14 protein-coding genes are annotated in these 15,350 nt (G+C 73.1%); 6 read left to right on the top strand and 8 right to left on the bottom strand.

Features of this window, described 5'->3' with window-relative positions; genetic code table 11:
* Positions 1–44 precede the first annotated feature (44 nt).
* The 6 genes from tmk (at position 45) to bfr (ending at position 4,959) form a co-directional block, all read left to right on the top strand.
* Complete coding sequence (gene tmk, locus KIT14_05950) at positions 45–686, top strand: dTMP kinase (protein ID MCW5890079.1); 642 nt, start codon at positions 45–47, stop codon at positions 684–686.
* Entirely contained in the window at positions 683–1,687 is a 1,005-nt protein-coding gene (holB, locus tag KIT14_05945) for a DNA polymerase III subunit delta' (GenBank protein MCW5890078.1), read from the top strand. The genes tmk and holB overlap by 4 nt, the downstream gene beginning before the upstream one ends.
* Positions 1,684–2,517, top strand: a complete 834-nt coding sequence (locus KIT14_05940) for a stage 0 sporulation protein (protein MCW5890077.1) — start codon at positions 1,684–1,686, stop codon at positions 2,515–2,517. Before holB ends, KIT14_05940 begins: the two co-directional genes overlap by 4 nt.
* Positions 2,510–4,039 (top strand): methionine--tRNA ligase, encoded by a 1,530-nt coding sequence (gene metG / locus KIT14_05935; protein MCW5890076.1) that lies wholly within the window; start codon positions 2,510–2,512, stop codon positions 4,037–4,039. The genes KIT14_05940 and metG overlap by 8 nt, the downstream gene beginning before the upstream one ends.
* Positions 4,040–4,165: 126 nt before the next feature.
* Positions 4,166–4,351: a (2Fe-2S)-binding protein gene (locus KIT14_05930; GenBank protein MCW5890075.1), complete on the top strand. Its 186-nt coding sequence runs from the start codon at positions 4,166–4,168 to the stop codon at positions 4,349–4,351.
* Between the two features lie 137 nt (positions 4,352–4,488).
* The gene (gene bfr, locus KIT14_05925) at positions 4,489–4,959 is read left to right on the top strand and encodes a bacterioferritin (GenBank protein MCW5890074.1); all 471 of its coding nucleotides are present in this window, start codon (positions 4,489–4,491) and stop codon (positions 4,957–4,959) included.
* A gap of 117 nt (positions 4,960–5,076) precedes the next feature.
* On the opposite strand, the gene KIT14_05920 is transcribed toward bfr, so the two are convergent.
* The 8 genes from KIT14_05920 to KIT14_05885 form a co-directional block, all read right to left on the bottom strand.
* Entirely contained in the window at positions 5,077–5,661 is a 585-nt protein-coding gene (locus KIT14_05920) for a peroxiredoxin (protein ID MCW5890073.1), read from the bottom strand.
* Positions 5,662–5,783: 122 nt separating this feature from the next.
* The gene (locus KIT14_05915) at positions 5,784–7,559 is read right to left on the bottom strand and encodes a DUF1446 domain-containing protein (protein MCW5890072.1); all 1,776 of its coding nucleotides are present in this window, start codon (positions 7,557–7,559) and stop codon (positions 5,784–5,786) included.
* 51 nt (positions 7,560–7,610) lie between these two features.
* Entirely contained in the window at positions 7,611–8,396 is a 786-nt protein-coding gene (locus tag KIT14_05910; protein ID MCW5890071.1) for an enoyl-CoA hydratase/isomerase family protein, read from the bottom strand.
* Positions 8,397–8,447: 51 nt separating this feature from the next.
* On the bottom strand, positions 8,448–10,439 hold the full coding sequence (locus KIT14_05905) for an ATP-grasp domain-containing protein (protein MCW5890070.1): 1,992 nt from the start codon (positions 10,437–10,439) through the stop codon (positions 8,448–8,450).
* A gap of 46 nt (positions 10,440–10,485) precedes the next feature.
* Positions 10,486–12,177: a hypothetical protein gene (locus KIT14_05900; GenBank protein MCW5890069.1), complete on the bottom strand. Its 1,692-nt coding sequence runs from the start codon at positions 12,175–12,177 to the stop codon at positions 10,486–10,488.
* The gene (locus tag KIT14_05895; protein MCW5890068.1) at positions 12,174–12,941 is read right to left on the bottom strand and encodes an ABC transporter ATP-binding protein; all 768 of its coding nucleotides are present in this window, start codon (positions 12,939–12,941) and stop codon (positions 12,174–12,176) included. Before KIT14_05895 ends, KIT14_05900 begins: the two co-directional genes overlap by 4 nt.
* Positions 12,938–14,407 (bottom strand): transglutaminase domain-containing protein, encoded by a 1,470-nt coding sequence (locus KIT14_05890; protein MCW5890067.1) that lies wholly within the window; start codon positions 14,405–14,407, stop codon positions 12,938–12,940. Before KIT14_05890 ends, KIT14_05895 begins: the two co-directional genes overlap by 4 nt.
* 48 nt (positions 14,408–14,455) lie before the next feature.
* Complete coding sequence (locus KIT14_05885; GenBank protein MCW5890066.1) at positions 14,456–15,274, bottom strand: SDR family NAD(P)-dependent oxidoreductase; 819 nt, start codon at positions 15,272–15,274, stop codon at positions 14,456–14,458.
* Positions 15,275–15,350: the final 76 nt, after the last annotated feature.

The raw sequence follows: 15,350 nt of genomic DNA, 5'->3' as shown, positions 1-15,350 counted from the left end.
TGCCCCTCTGCGACCGGGCCGGATACACGCGAAGGACCGTGTCGCTGTTCGTCACCTTCGAGGGCGTGGAGGGCTCCGGGAAGTCCACCCACGTCCGCTTGCTCGCCGAGCACCTGCGCGCCGCCGGCCGCACGGTAGTCGAGACCCGGGAACCGGGCGGCACGCCCGCCGGGGCGGCGATCCGGCGCCTGCTGCTGGGCGACGACGCCGTCCCGCTCGAGCCGCTCGCCGAGCTGCACCTCTATTGCGCCGATCGCGCCCAGCACGTCGCGACGGTGATCCGTCCCGCGCTCGCCGCCGGGCACGTCGTCCTGTGCGACCGCTTCTCCGATTCGACGCTGGCCTACCAGGGCCACGCGCGCGGCCTCGATCTGCCGACGGTACGCACGCTCGACGCCCTGGCCCGCGACGGCCTCGTGCCCGACGTCACGTTCCTGCTCGACTGTCCGCCGGACGAGGGCCTCCGGCGCGCGCGCGGGCGCGACCACGGCACGGACCGCTTCGAGAGCGCCCCGCTGGCGTTCCACGAGCGCGTGCGCACGGGCTTTCTCACCTTGGCCGCCGAGGAGCCGGGGCGCTTCTGCATCGTCGACGTCACGCGGGCGAAGGACGGGGTCGCCGGCGCGATCGCGCGCGAGGTCGAGCGGCGGCTCGGCGCCGGCGTCGCCGCAGGGACGCGCTCGTGAAGCTCGGCGACGTCGCCGGCAACGCCGCGGCCGTCGGCCGCCTGCGCGCGGCCGTGCGCGACGACCGGCCCGCCGCAGCCTACCTGCTGCACGGCCCCGCCGGACTCGGGAAGCGGCGGATCGCCGACGGCTTCGCGGCACGTCTCCTGTGCGCGACGCCCGACGGCGACGACGCCTGCGGCTCCTGCGCGCAGTGCACACGCGTCGCGGCAGGGACGCATCCCGACCTGAAGGTCGTCGAGCGCGACCAGGAGCGGCGCGACATCCGCACCGAGCAGGCACGCGAGCTGACGCGCTGGCTCGGGCTGCGGCCGCTGATGGCCGAGCGCAAGGTGGCGATCATCGACGACGCAGAGTGCCTCAACGAGCACGGCCAGAACGCGCTCCTGAAGACGCTCGAGGAGCCGCCGGGCGCGGCCGTTCTCGTGCTCGTCGCCACCCGTGCGACGCTGCTCCTGCCGACCGTGCGCTCGCGCTGCCAGCGCATCCGCTTCGACCCGCTCGAGCCCGCGGAGGTGACGGCGCTGCTCGTCGCCCGCGGCGTCAAGGCCGACGCCGCGGCCACGATGGCCGCCCGCGCCGAGGGCTCGCCCGGCAGGGCGCTCGCGCTGATCGACGACGCCGACGCCGGTCTGCGCACGACGATCCTCGAGCGGCTCGCCGAGCTGGATCGGGCGGCGGCCGTCGACTGCTCGGCGCTGGCGCAGGCGATGGCCAAGGGCGCCGTCGACGCCGCGCTCGACGTCGTCGTGGCCTGGTACCGCGATCTCCTGGCCGTCGCCTGCGAGGGGGACGCCGCTCGCCTCCGCAATCCCGACGTCCGGGCGGCGCTCGCCACGGCCGCCGCCCGCACCAGCGTCCCGGCCGTGCTTCGCCAGCTCGAATGCGTGTGTGATACCGTCGACGCCGTACAGCGCAACGCGAACCGGGCGCTCGCCCTCGAGACCCTGCTGCTCGATCTGCGGCGGATCGAGCGCGACCCGGCAGGTCAGGCCGCATGAACGAGGACGAGACCACTTCCCCGAAGGCGATCCTGGTGGTCGGCGTCCGCTTTCGCCCGGCCGGGCAGATCTACGACTTCGATCCCGGCCTGCTGCACCTCGAAGTCGACGACCGCATCCTCGTCGAGACGGAGCGCGGCGTCTCGCTGGCGACCGTCGCCGTGCCGCCGCGGCTACGCCCGACCGGGCGTGCGCTGCAGCGGGTGGTGAAGAAGGCCGACGGGCGCGACCTCGCACGCGAAGATCGCGCCCTCCAGCGCGAGCGCGATCTCCGCGCCACCGCGCTCGCGCTCTTCAAGAGCCGCCGGCTGCCGCTGAAGCTCGTGAAGGTCGAGAGCACGCTCGACGGCGGTCGCGTCACCGTGTTCTTCGCCGCCGACGAGAAGCAGGAGGTCCGCGACCTCGCCCGCGACCTCGCGCAGACGCTGCACACTCGCGTCGAGCTGCGCCAGATCGGTTCGCGCGACGAGGCCAAGATGGTCGGCGGGCTCGGCGTCTGCGGGCGCGAGCTGTGCTGCTCGTCGTGGCTGCGCGAGTTCGCGCCGGTGTCGGTGAAGATGGTGAAGGCGCAGGGTCTGTCGCTGAACCCGTCGAAGCTGGCCGGCCAGTGCGGTCGCCTGAAGTGCTGCATGCGCTACGAGTACGACACGTATCAGGAGCTGCGCCGATCGCTGCCGGCGATGGGCGCGCAGGTGGAGAGCGTGAAGGGCAACGGACAGGTCGTGGCGCAGAACCTCCTCAAGCAGACGGTCGTGCTCCGGCTCGCCGACGGCGAGCGCGTCGAAGCCGGCCTGGAAGACCTCGTCGCGCGCCGGGGGTCGGATGGCTGACGCGCCGATCTACTTCACGACCCCCATCTACTACGTGAACGCGGAGCCCCACCTGGGGCACACCTACACGACGGTGGTGGCGGACACGCTGGTGCGCTTCTGGCGCCAGCGCGGGCGTGACGCGTTCTTCGTCACCGGCACGGACGAGCACGGCGACAAGATCGCGCAGGCCGCGGCGAAGGCCGGCGTCACGCCGAAGGCCTTCGCCGACCGCGTGAGCGGCCTCTTCCGCACGACGTGGGAGCAGGTGGGGCTGACGCCGGGCTGGTTCGTACGTACCACCGACCCGTCGCACACGGCCTTCGTGCAGCGCGTGCTCGCCGGGATCCATGCGCGCGGCGACATCTACTTCGACCGCTACACCGGCCTCTACTGCTACGGCTGCGAGCGCTTCTACCAGGAGCGCGAGCTCGTGGGGGGCCTCTGCCCCGACCACAAGGTCGCGCCCACCGAGATCGCGGAGGAGAACTACTTCTTCCGCATGGGCCAGTATCAGGATCGCCTCGTACGGCTCCTCGAGGACGAGCCCGAGCGCATCCAGCCCGACGGCTATCGGCGCGAGGTGCTCGCGCTGCTGCGCGAGCCGATCGGCGACCTCTGCATCTCGCGCCCGAAGGCGCGCCTCACCTGGGGCATCGATCTGCCCTTCGACGACCGCTACGTCACCTACGTCTGGTTCGACGCGCTGCTGTCGTACGTGAGTGCGCTGGACGCCGCCGGCCGTCCCGAGCTGTGGCCCCACGCGCACCACCTGATCGCGAAGGACATCCTGAAGCCGCACGCGATCTTCTGGCCGACGATGCTGATGGCCGCCGGGATGCCGCTCTACCGCCGTCTGCACGTGCACGGCTACTGGCAGATGAACCAGGACAAGATGTCGAAGAGCCTCGGCAACGTCGTGCGCCCGCTCGACATGCAGGCGCGCTACGGCATGGACGCGTTCCGCTACTACCTGCTGCGCGAGATGGCGTTCGGGCAGGACGCGGAGTTCAGCGAGCAGGCGCTCGTCACGCGGCTCAACGCCGATCTCGCGAACGGCCTCGGCAACCTCGCGAGCCGCGTGCTGGCCATGCAGCAGCGCTACGTCGCCGGCGTCGTGCAGCCGGCCGCTCCCGAGGGACCGGACCTCGCGTTGCGCGCGGCGTTCGTGGTCGCCCGTCGCGAGCTCGACGAGCACGTCGCCGGGCTCGCGTTCCATCGCGCGCTCGAGGCGGTGTGGCGCGCGCTCGATCACGCCAACAAGTACGTCACCGAGACGGCGCCCTTCTCGCTCGCGAAGGATCCGGCGCAGAGGCCGCGCGTCGGCGCCATCCTGCGCGAGCTCTGCGAGGCGCTGCGGGTGACGGCGCAGCTGGTGGCGCCGTTCCTGCCCGAGACCGCGGCGCGGCTCGGCGCACAGCTCGGGCTCGATGCGGGGACGCTCGCGGACCTGGGCAGGCCGTGGGGCGAGACGTTCGCCGCAGGCCACCGGACGAGCAATCCGGAAGCGCTGTTCCCGCGAATCGAAGCCGTCCCGGCCTGACCGGCGCGCGGTCCAACCGAGCGATCCGGCAGACATTTCGCCCAGGTCGAGGGCGTCGCAGAAAGTGCTTGAAAACGATTTTCAAAATCGCTACTGTCCCGATCAGTCCAAGGGGGACGGCAGCAGATGATCCTGTGCGTGTGCCGCGGCGTTTCCGAGCATGAGGTGATCGAGGCCATCCGAACGGGTGCCCGCGATCTCGACGACGTCTCCAGGCGCTGCGACGGCGCCGGTACCGACTGCGGCTCCTGCCAGGCCCACATCGCCTTCCACCTGATCGACGGTTGCCCGCGCCGGAGCGCCGCCGCCTAGCGACTCGTTCTCACCCGGCTTTCCGCTTCGTCCACGATCGCCGATCGGCCGGACGACGCATGGGTGTACCCTGCTGGCCCAGTCTGGCCCCCTGTGGTAACGCGAGAGCCGACTTCGCACACCACGAGGAGGGCGGCATGAAGGGCAGCAAGAAGGTGATCGACGCTCTCAACGACGTCCTCTCGGGAGAGCTCGTGGGGATCAACCAGTACTTCCTGCACGCGAAGATGTGCAAAAACTGGGGATACGAGCGGCTCTACGAGGAGAATCGGAAGGAATCGATCGAGGAGATGAAGCATGCCGAGGATCTGGTCGACCGGATCCTGTTCCTGGAGGGCGTCCCCAACCTCCAGAAGCTCGGCAAGCTGAGCATCGGCGAGACGGTCCCCGAGCAGCTGAAGGCGGATCTCGCCCTGGAGATGGACGCGGTCGCGCTGCTGAACCGCTCCATCGCCACCTGTGTCGCCGAGAGCGACAACACCTCCCGCGAGCTGCTCGAGGAGATACTCGAGAGCGAGGAGGAGCACGTCGACTGGCTCGAGACCCAGCTGGGTCTCATCGCCAAGCTCGGAGAGACGACCTACCTCTCCGAGCAGATGCGCAAGTAGCCGGCCGCTCCGGACGCGCCCGCGGCCAGCGGCGCACCCCGACAGAGGAGGCGCGCGACGCCCGAGCCCCGGGAGGATCGGTGCTCCTCCCGGGGCCGCAGCGCCCAGGTGGTCGGCTCAGCCGACCTTCTTGAAGTAGTCCTTCGAGCCGGTCGGGTCGGGCTTCATCGTGTCGCCGCCCGGCTTCCAGTTGGCCGGGCAGACCTCGCCGTGCTTGTCGGCGAACTGGCCCGCCTGGACGACGCGCAGCGCCTCGTCGACCGAGCGGCCGATCGGCAGGTCGTTGATCGTGATCGAGCGCACGGTGCCCTTCGGATCGATGACGAAGAGGCCGCGCAGCGCGACGCCGTCGGGCAGCAGCACGCCGTAGTCGGACGCGATCTTCTTCGTCACGTCGGCGAGCAGCGGGATGGTCACGCCCTGGATGCCGCCCTCCTTACGGGGGGTGTTGGTCCAGGCGAGGTGCGAGAACTTGCTGTCGATCGAGGCGGCGACGACCTCGCAGCCGATCTTCTGGAACTCCGGCGCGCGATCGTTGAAGGCCAGGATCTCGGTCGGGCACACGAACGTGAAGTCGAGCGGATAGAAGAACAGGATCAGCCACTTCCCCTTGTAGTCGCTCAGCGACACTTCCTTGAACGCGCCGTCGACGACGGCCTCAGTCTTGAAGTCGGGGGCGGGCTGCTGGACGTGGGCGGCCATGGGTACTCCTCCTCGGGTGCCGTGGCGCGTTGGACCATGGAAGCGACGGTCTACACGCGGGTTCCACACGAAACGAGAATCGTTATCGGAAACTCGATGTGTGACGCGACGCCGCGTCCCTGTCAACGGGGCGGCAGCGCCTCGAGCAGCACGACGGGGATCGGCACGACGCGCGCGCGCACGTACTCGCCGAGGCTCTTCGCCTGCGGATCGACACGCAACGACGCGGCGACGCCATCGCCGAGCAACCCCTTCACGATGAAGTTCAGCGCCAGCAGGTTCGGCAGCGCGTAGCGCTCGACGGCGAGCCCGCGCGCCTCCGGCAGCAGCTCGCGAAGTCGATCGGCCGTCAGGTACCCGGCGAGCCAGCGGTAGGCGGGCTCGCTGCGCACCCAGAGGCCGACGTTCGCGTTGCCGCCCTTGTCGCCCGAGCGCGCGCCGCAGATGGTGCCGAGCGGAACGTCGCGCGTCGGGCCTGCCGGCACGTCGCCCGCCGGTGCCGCGGCCGGCGGCGGCGCGGCGTGGCGATCGGGCGGCAGCACGGGCGCGATCGGGACGCGCTCGTCGCCGAGCACGACGACCTGCTCCACGTCCGTCGACGGCACCAGCGCCGGCCAGTACACGCCGATCTGCGACTCGCCCTGCGGCAGCGTCGTCATGAAGAACCCGGGATAGCTCGCGAGCGCCATCTCGACGACGTGGTTCGAGAACGCCGCGCGGCTGACCTTCGCCGCGTCGGGATCCTTCACCGCGATGGTGAGATACGCGAAGGCGGCTTCGTTGCTCGCCGGATCCGGCCGATCCGCGCGCGACAGCGACACGCGCGTTTCGGCGAACTGCTCGCGCCCGCCCACGGCCGCCCACAGCGTCTCCTCCGCGAGCCGCGCCTTCTCCTCGACGTCGAGCCCGGTCAGCACGAACGTCATGCTGTTCTTGTAGCCGCCGGGGTAGTTGATGCAGACCTTCGTGGTCGGCGGCGGCGGCGTGCCGCGCACGCCGGAGACGCGCACGCGGTCGGGGCCTTCCTGCGCGAGCCGGATGGTGTCGAAGCGCGCGGTGACGTCGGGGTTCGGGTAGTCGAGGCCCTGGATCTCGTAGAGCAGCTGGGCCGTGACCGTACCGACGCTGACGAGCCCACCCGTCCCCTCGTGCTTGGTCACGACGAAGCTGCCGTCCGCGTGCATCTCGGCGATCGGGAAGCCCGCATGGCGCAGGTCGGGGACCTCGCGGAAGAAGCTGTAGTTGCCGCCGGTGCACTGCGCGCCGCACTCGATGACGTGTCCGGCGACGACGGCGCCGGCGAGCCGATCCCAGTCGTCGCGCTTCCAGTCGAAGCGCCATGCCGCCGGGCCGACGGTGAGCGCGGCGTCGGTGACGCGGCCGCAGATCACGACGTCGGCGCCGCGCCCGAGCGCCTCGGCGATCCCCCAGCCGCCGAGATACGCGTTGGCCGAGAGCACCGGCGAACGCAGCTCCGCGAGCGACGTGCCGCGATCGAGGTGCGCGAGCGGCTCGCCGCGCGCCTGGAGCGCGGCGAGCTTCGGCATGAGGTCGTCGCCTTCGACGTGCGCGACCACGGCGTCGAGGCCGAGCTTGCGGTAGAGCGCCCGCACGGCGTCGGCACAGCCGCCGGGGTTCAGGCCGCCCGCGTTGACGACGATGCGGATGCCGCGCGCCTTGCAGGTCGCCGCGACCTCCTCCAGCTGGCGCAGGAACGTGCGCGCCCAGCCGAGCGACGGGTCGCGCAGCCGATCCTTCAGCAGGATCATCAACGTCAGCTCGGCGAGGTAGTCGCCGGTGAGGACGTCGATCGGGCCGCCCTCCACCATCTCGCGCGCCGCGCTCAGGCGGTCGCCATAGAAGCCGCTACAGTTTGCGATGCGCAGCACGTCGGCCATGGGGAGGCTGGTCTTAGGCGCCCGGGACGCCGGGGGTCAACGGCCTCGACCTCACTCGGCCCACGCCGGCTTGCGCTTCTGGGCGAACGCCGCCATGCCCTCGGCGGCCTCCGGCGACGCGAACAGCTCGGCGATGCGCGCCTCGGTCCAGGCGAAGGCCTCGTCCATCCGCATCCGCGGGACCGTGCGCACCAGCCGCTTCGCCTCCCCCACCGCGATGGGGCCGCCGAGCGCGATCGCATCGACCTCCTCCTGCACCGCCGTCATCAGCCGGTCGATGGCCACGACCCGATGCAGCAGCCCGTAGTCGCGGGCCCGCGAGGCGTCGAAGCGCTCGCCCGTGAGGAAGAGGCGCATCGCGTGGTGCGGACCGATCTTCGGGAGCACCACGACGGAGATCATCGCCGGGATGACGCCGATGCGAACCTCGCTGAAGCTGAACATCGCCCCGTCCGCCGCGATGGCGATGTCCGCGGCCGCGACCAGCCCGAGCCCGCCGCCGAAGGCATGGCCGTTGGCGGCGACGATCACCGGCTTCGGCCCGTCCCACATGGTGCGCAGCACCCGCACGAACGGGTTCTCCGCGCCGCCGCCGATGGCGCCGCCCCCGCCGCCCTTCAGATCGGCGCCGGCGCAGAACGCCGGACCCGTCCCGGTGAGCACGACGGCGCGGACGGCCGGGTCGTCCATCGCCGTCCCGAGGTGCCCGAGCAGCTCCGTGACCATCGGTCCGGAGAGGGCGTTGCGGCGCTCGGGCTCGGCGAGCGTGATCCAGGCGGCGCGCCCGTGGACGTCGTAGCGGGTGACGGTCTGGGGAACGGGCTCGGAGGTCGACATCGCCGGGTTGAAGCACGCCGGTGCCCGTCCCGGCAACGCCGGTCCGGCCGCTCAGGCCTCGAGGGCGGGGTCGGCCTCGACGATCACCAGCACCGCGTCGGGATCGACCATCTGCCCGACCTCGACGCGCACCTCGCGCACGACGCCGTCGGCGTGGGCCGCCATCTCGTGCTCCATCTTCATGGCCTCGAGCACGAGCAGCACCTGGCCGCGCGTCACCCGCTCGCCGGCGGCGACGTGTACCGCGCGCACGACGCCGGTCATCGGCGCGACGCAGCCGCCGGCGACCTCCTCGGCCCGCGCGGCGGGGAACACGGGCAGCTCGCGCAGCTCGGTGGTCCCGAGCAGCGAGTGCACGACGGTGACGTCGCCCGAGGCGGCCGTCTCGTAGCGCCGCCGCAGGCCGTCCAGCTCGACGACGAGGCCGCCCGCGTCGCGCGCGACCACGGCGGCGCGCCCGCGCAGCTCGCCTGCTTCGACCCCGACGGTACCGTCGCCGCCGACGACGTACTGCACCGCGATCTCGTCACCGCCCACGCGCCACTCGACGCGCTGCGGCCGCCAGCGGTTGTTGCGCCAGCCCGACGGCACGCTCGGCGGCACGGGGCTCGCTGCGGCGTCGCGGCGGCGCGCATGACCCTCGAGCGTGGCGACGATGGCGTGCGTGCGCACGACCGTCGGATCGGACGCGGCGGTCCGCGCCGCCGGCGGCAGGTGCCGCTCGACGAAGTGCGTGTCGAGCGCGCCCGCCGCGAATGCGGAATGGCGCAGAACCGCGAGCAGGAAGTCGCGGTTGGTCGTCAGCCCGGCGACACCGAGCCGGCGCAGCGCCGCCTCGAGCCGCGCGATCGCCTCGGCGCGGTCCGCGCCGTGCGCGATCACCTTCGCCAGCATCGGGTCGTAGTGGACGCCGACCTCGGAGCCGACCGCGACGCCGACGTCCCAGCGCACGCCCGGCACGTCGGGCGCCGACCACAGCGTCACGCGGCCGCTCGCCGGCAGGAAGTCGTGCGCCGCGTCCTCGGCGTAGAGGCGCGCCTCGATCGCGTGGCCGTCGATCCGCAGCGTCTCGGGCCGCACGCGCAGCGGCTCGCCGCGCGCCACCTCGATCTGCAGGCGGACGAGGTCGAGCCCGGTGACGCACTCGGTGACCGGATGCTCGACCTGGAGGCGCGTGTTCACCTCGAGGAAGTAGAACGCGCCGTCGGGCGCCAGGATGAACTCGACGGTCCCCGCGCCGACGTAGCCGATGGCGCGCGCCGCCGTCACCGCCGCCTCGCCGAGCCGCGCGCGCAGCGCGGCGTCGACCGCGGGCGACGGCGCCTCCTCCAGCACCTTCTGGTGCCGGCGCTGGATCGAGCACTCGCGCTCGAAGAGATGGATCGCCGTGCCGTGCGCGTCGCCGAAGATCTGCACCTCGACGTGCCGCGGGGAATCGACGTAGCGCTCGAGGAGCAGCGTCCCGTCGCCGAACGCGTGCTCGGCCTCGCGCCGCGCGGCCGCGAGCGCCGCGGGCAGCGCGTCGGCCGCACGGACGACGCGCATGCCCTTGCCTCCGCCGCCGGCCGAGGCCTTCACGAGGACGGGGAAGCCGACGGTCGCCGCCGCCTTCACGAGCGCGGCGTCGTCGCCCTCGGCGCCGGGCACCACCGGCACGCCGGCCTTGGCCATGATGCGCTTCGCCTCGATCTTGCTGCCCATGGCGCGGATGGCGGCGGGCGTCGGCCCGATGAAGGTCAGGCCCGTGTCGGCGCAGGCCTGGGCGAAGTCGGCGTTCTCGGCGAGAAAGCCGTAGCCGGGGTGGACGGCGTCGGCGCCGGTACGCCGGGCGGCGTCGAGGAGGCGGTCGGCGACGAGATACGACTCGCGCGCCGGTGCCGGGCCGATGCGGACGGCCTCGTCGGCCTCGGCGACGTGCGGCGCACCGGCGTCGGCGTCGGAGTACACGGCGACGCCCGCGATGCCCATGGCGCGCAGCGTGCGCAGCACGCGGCGGGCGATCTCGCCCCGGTTCGCGACCAGGACCTTGGTGACGGGCGGCACGGCCGGCTTCCTACGCGAGTCCGGGCCGCGAGGCGAGGGATCGGCGTCAGATCGGGAGGCGGGCCAGGGCCCGCAGCCCGCGCCGCCGCGCCCCCTCGAAGACCGCCAGGGCGGCGACCGTCGCCAGGACGAGTCCCGCCGTCATGATCGCGAGGTCTGCGGGCGCCGGCGTGCCGCCGTGGCGCACGGCGCGCAGCAGGCGGCCCACCGGCCAGGCCTCGAGCGCGACGACGCCGGCGATGACGCCGAGACAGGACAGCATGTAGACGATCGCCCCGAAGCCGGTGGCGATCTGGGCCGCGTTGCGCGTGTCGAGCTTCGCGTGCACCGCGCCGAACGCCAGCCCGAGGCTCACGATCGCGGCGAGCATCGAGGGCAGCGTCAGCAGGAACGCGACCGTCACCACCCCCGGCACGCCGAGCAGCGCGTTCGTCGTCGCCACCAGCGCCGCCGCGAAGCCGACGAGCGGCAGCCAGCCGAGCCAGAACTTGCTCCACCAGAGCTTCGCGAGCCCGACCGGCGCGGTGCGCAGGATCCACCACGCGTGCCCCTCCATGCTCGGCATCGGGTAGACGAAGCGCACGGCGACGGCGGTGGTGACGAACGCGCCGAGCCCGAGGTTCAGCACGGTCGCCATCTCGCGCATCGCGATCGCGAGCGGCGTGTCGCCCTCGAGCGGCAGCGCGGAGAAGTTGAAGAGGTAGATGCCGACCAGCGCGCAGAGGAGCAGCAGCTGCGACCACTGGCTCGGGTCGCGCAGGAACACGGTCGCGTCCTTCGCGAGCACCAGCCCGAAGAGGCGCGGCAGCGGGCGCACCAGCACGGCCAGGACGCGGCCGAGCGGGCGCTCGGCGCTGCCGGCGCGCACGCGGCCCGTCTGCGCCGCCGACCACGCGCGCAGGAAGCCGAGCTCGACGACGGTGGCGCTCACGAGGAAGAGCATCACGGCCGTGCTCGCCAGCATGCCGAGGAAGAAGAGCGGCGTCCCGTCGCGCGCGCCGAGCAGCGGCAGCAGCACCTCGGCCGCCCACGTGCTCGGGAACCACGGCGACCCGGCGCTGCCGGCGCCTGCCAGGAAGGCCGCGAGCCCGACCAGTCCCGACGGATGCGCCAGCCGCTCGGGCTCGAGCAGCCGGATGGCGACGACCGCACCGGCGAGCAGCAGCCCGGAGGCGATGAGCAGCGCGTCGCGGGCGCCGCGCGCCGGGAACACCAGCACGAGCGCCGTCGTCACCAGGACGCCGATCGCCGCGGGGATGACGAGGAACAGCGCCAGCACGGCCAGCGCGGCGAGGTAGAACGTCGGCCCGGCACCGTAGACCACGCCGTATGCGATCAGCGCGGGCAACCCGACCAGCAGCACCATCCACGACGACGCGATCAGGGTCTCGAGGAAGCGCGCGTGGTGCAGGCGCCGCCACGGGAGCGGCGCCGCGAGCAGCGGCACGACGTCGCCCGAGAGGTAGAACGTCGTCAGCGCCGTCACCGTATTGCTGACGAGGAGCACGCCCAGGAACGAGAGGAAGAGCAGGACCAACAGGCGCTGCGTCAGCAGCGGGCCGAAGTCGCCCAGGGTGTGGAAGTAGCCCAGGACGCGCACGCACACGACGAAGCACGCGATCCAGAATCCGGCGGTGGCCCCCAGCAGGACCACGGCCCGCCAGGGATGCGCGCGCATGGCGTTGCGCGCGGCGAGCCAGCGCGGCGCGCACAGCGCCAGCGTGCCGGGGACGCTCATGCCGACGCGCGCAGCACCGGGGCACGCAGGATGTCCAGGAACACGGCTTCGAGCGTCGCGTCGCCGCGGTCGTGCGCACGGCCGGCCTCGGCCGCGGCGCGCGCCCGCAGCTCGGCGAGCGTGCCGAGCGCCACCAGCCGGCCGTGGTCGAGAATCGCGATGCGGCTGCACAGCTCCTCGGCGACGGCGAGGCTGTGCGTGGAGAGGAAGATCGTCACGCCCTCGCCGGAGAGCCGGCCGAGGCGGCGACGCAGCTCGAGCGCGCCCTCGGGATCGAGGCCGACCATCGGCTCGTCGAGGACGAGGATGCGCGGCCGGTGGATCAGCGCCGCCGCCAGCGCAAGGCGCTGCTTCATGCCGTGCGAGAACGTCTCGACCAGCTCGCCCGCCTGCGCGACCAGGGCGAATTCCTCGAGCAACGCGTCGCCGCGCCGCGCCGCCTCGGCGGCGCCGAGGCCGTAGAGGCCGCCGACGAAGCGCAGCAGCTCGGCACCCGTCAGCTTGTCGTAGAGATGCGGCCGGTCGGGCAGATAGCCGGTGATCGCCTTCGCGGCCTCGGGCGCGCGCCGGATGTCGTGCCCGCCGAGCAGCACCGTGCCCGCCGTGGGCTCGAGCAGGCCCATCATCATGCGGATCGTCGTCGTCTTGCCGGCGCCGTTGCGGCCGAGGAAGCCGAAGACCTCGCCCGCGCCGACGTCGCAGCGCAGGTCGTCGACGGCGACGAGCGCGCCGTAGCGTTTCACGAGACCGTCGAAGCGGATCACGAGGCCCCCTCCCCTGCCGGCGTCACGTCGTCGACCGAGATGAACGCGAGCCGGCCCACCACCTGCGCCAGCTCGAGATGGCGCTCGGGCCCGCCGTCGAGCAGCTTCACGTGCGTGGCGTCGGCCGGCATCTGATCGAAGACGGCGTCGGCGCTGATCCAGCGGCCGGACAGCCAGAGCTCGGTCCAGGCGTGGTAGTAGAAGCCGTCGTCGAGATAGACGGCCCCCGCGGCGACGCGCGCCGGAATGCCGGCGGCGCGCGCCAGCGCCGCGAGCAGCACCGCGTGCTCGTTGCAGTCGCCGCGCATGGTGCGCAGCACCTCGCGCGCGCTCGGCACCGTCATCGTCGGCTCGGGCGTCATGCGCGTGTGCACCCAACCGACGAGCCGCGCCGCCTGCCGCACGGCATCCGTCTCCTCGCCGACGATCGACCGCGCCCGCGCCACGATCGTCGGGTGGTCCGACTCGATGAACGGCGACGCCGCCAGCCACGGCCGCACGACCTCGGGGACGTCGGCCGGAGCGCCCTCGGCCGGCGGCGGCTCGCGCACGACGGTGAGCACGCCGGCGGCCATGCGCTGGCGCGGCGGTGCCTGCGGGATGCGGCTCGCGGCCTCGCCCGTGACCCGCAGCACGAGCCGTGCCCGCTCACGCGGCGCCGCCACCGTGCCGCGGAGCGGGATGCGGGTGGAGACGGCGATGTCGAGCGGCGCGGCGTCGTCGATGCCGGCGAGCGCCTGCGCGCGCGGCTCGGCGCGCAGCTGGAAGCCCATCTGCGCCTCCTCGCGCACGACGCTGCCGTCGTCGGCGACCCAGACGCGCGCCTTCATGCCCTGGTGCTCCTCGACCAGGCGCAGCACGCTGCGTCCGTCCAGCTCCTCGCGCGCCTCGACCAGCGTCGACACCGGCTCGTTGCGCAGGGTCATCGGGCTCAGCACCTCGTGCGCGTAGCGCGTGCCGGGCGCCGGCGACGCCGCCGCGATGCGCGGCCGGAGCATGCCGGGGAGATGGATCGGCTCGGCGAGCGGCAGGGTCAGCGTCTCGCCGCGGCCCTCGGCGCCGTAGCGGGCCTCGAGGGTCCGGCCGTCGCTCTCGCCGGTGGCGGCGAAGGTCGCTGCGGGCGAGGTCAGCACGAAGCGGAAGCGGCGCAGGGCGAAGGCCGCGTCGGTCTCGGCGTCGAGCGTCGTGGTCACGCGCTGGGGCGTTCCCAGCATCGCGAGCACGAACGTCGACTCGTCGCGGAAGCGCCAGCCGTCGTCGGTCCGCGTCGTCTGCCGGCGCGTGTGTCCGATCTTGTGCACGCCCTGGTAGAGCCCGAACCACTCGTCGCGCCCGCCCGCGGCCTCGACCGGCGCCGCCGCGAGGCCCGTGGCGTCGAGCCCGGGGGCAGGCGTCTGCCGGGCCACCAGCAGCGCCGCCATCGCGAGCCAGACGGCGACGGCGGTGAGGGTCGGTAGGTGTCTCACGCGGCGCGGCTCCGAGCCGACCCTTGGACTATAGCGGCGGTCCCGGATTCACTCGAACGCGCCGGCCCGCGCCCGCGCGGCCGCCACCACCTCGGGCGGCACCGGGTCGAAGCGGGCCGAGCCGGCGCGGAACGCCCCAGGCATGAGGATGCGGAAGAGCCATGCGAAGCGGTAGCGCCCGGGTACCCAGATCTCGTGCCGCCGCTCCTCGACGGCCCGCAGCACGGCCGCCGACACCGCCGACGCCGGCCACTTGCGGCCCTGAAACGCCGCCGGCTCGTCGACCTTCTCCCATATCTCGGTGTCGACCGGCCCGACGTGGATGACCGCCGCGTGCACGCCGGAGCCCTGGAGGTCGAGCCAGAGGCCCTCCGTGAACCCGGTCAGGCCGAACTTCGAGGCGGCGTACACCGACTCGCGCGGCGGCGGCAGCTTGCCGGCGACCGACGAGACGTTCACCACGCAGCCGCCGCCCTGGCGCAGCATGGCGGGCAGCGCCGCCAGCGTGAGCCGCATGGGCGCGAGCAGATTGACGGCGATCGTCTGCTCGAGGTCGCCGGGCGTCACCGCGTAGATCTGCTTGTGCTTCGAGATGCCGGCGTTGTTGACGAGCACGTCGAGCCGGCCGAGCCGCGCCGCCGCGGCGCCGACGATCGCCGCCGGAGCGTCGGGCGCGGCGACGTCGAGCGCCAGCGGCTCGATGCGCACCCCGCGCGCCCGGCACGCCGCGGCCACGTCGTCCAGCAGCGCCGCCCGGCGTGCGACCAGCACGAGGTCGGCGCCGCGCGCCGCGAAGTCGAGCGCCACCTGCCGGCCGATGCCCGACGACGCTCCCGTGACGACGACGACCCGCCCGCGATGATCCATTGCGAGCGTCTCGCCCGCCGCCGTCGCCGCGGTCAAGCCGCACGCCGCGCGGCGCGACCGGCTTGACCGACCGCGG

It is taken from the genome of bacterium (assembly GCA_026129405.1).
GTDB lineage: Bacteria > Desulfobacterota > Binatia > DP-6 > DP-6 > JAHCID01.
The sequence above is the reverse complement of the archived record's forward strand: the minus strand, read 5'-3'. Positions and strand labels throughout refer to the sequence as shown.

Coding starts and splice junctions, on each gene's coding strand:
- KIT14_05930 (MCW5890075.1), top strand. CDS start 4,166: ATGATCCTGTGCGTGTGCCGCGGCGTTTCCGAGCATGAGGTGATCGAG.
- KIT14_05900 (MCW5890069.1), bottom strand. CDS start 12,177: ATGAGCGTCCCCGGCACGCTGGCGCTGTGCGCGCCGCGCTGGCTCGCC.
- KIT14_05915 (MCW5890072.1), bottom strand. CDS start 7,559: ATGGCCGACGTGCTGCGCATCGCAAACTGTAGCGGCTTCTATGGCGAC.
- KIT14_05910 (MCW5890071.1), bottom strand. CDS start 8,396: ATGTCGACCTCCGAGCCCGTTCCCCAGACCGTCACCCGCTACGACGTC.
- metG (MCW5890076.1), top strand. CDS start 2,510: ATGGCTGACGCGCCGATCTACTTCACGACCCCCATCTACTACGTGAAC.
- bfr (MCW5890074.1), top strand. CDS start 4,489: ATGAAGGGCAGCAAGAAGGTGATCGACGCTCTCAACGACGTCCTCTCG.
- KIT14_05885 (MCW5890066.1), bottom strand. CDS start 15,274: ATGGATCATCGCGGGCGGGTCGTCGTCGTCACGGGAGCGTCGTCGGGC.
- KIT14_05940 (MCW5890077.1), top strand. CDS start 1,684: ATGAACGAGGACGAGACCACTTCCCCGAAGGCGATCCTGGTGGTCGGC.
- KIT14_05920 (MCW5890073.1), bottom strand. CDS start 5,661: ATGGCCGCCCACGTCCAGCAGCCCGCCCCCGACTTCAAGACTGAGGCC.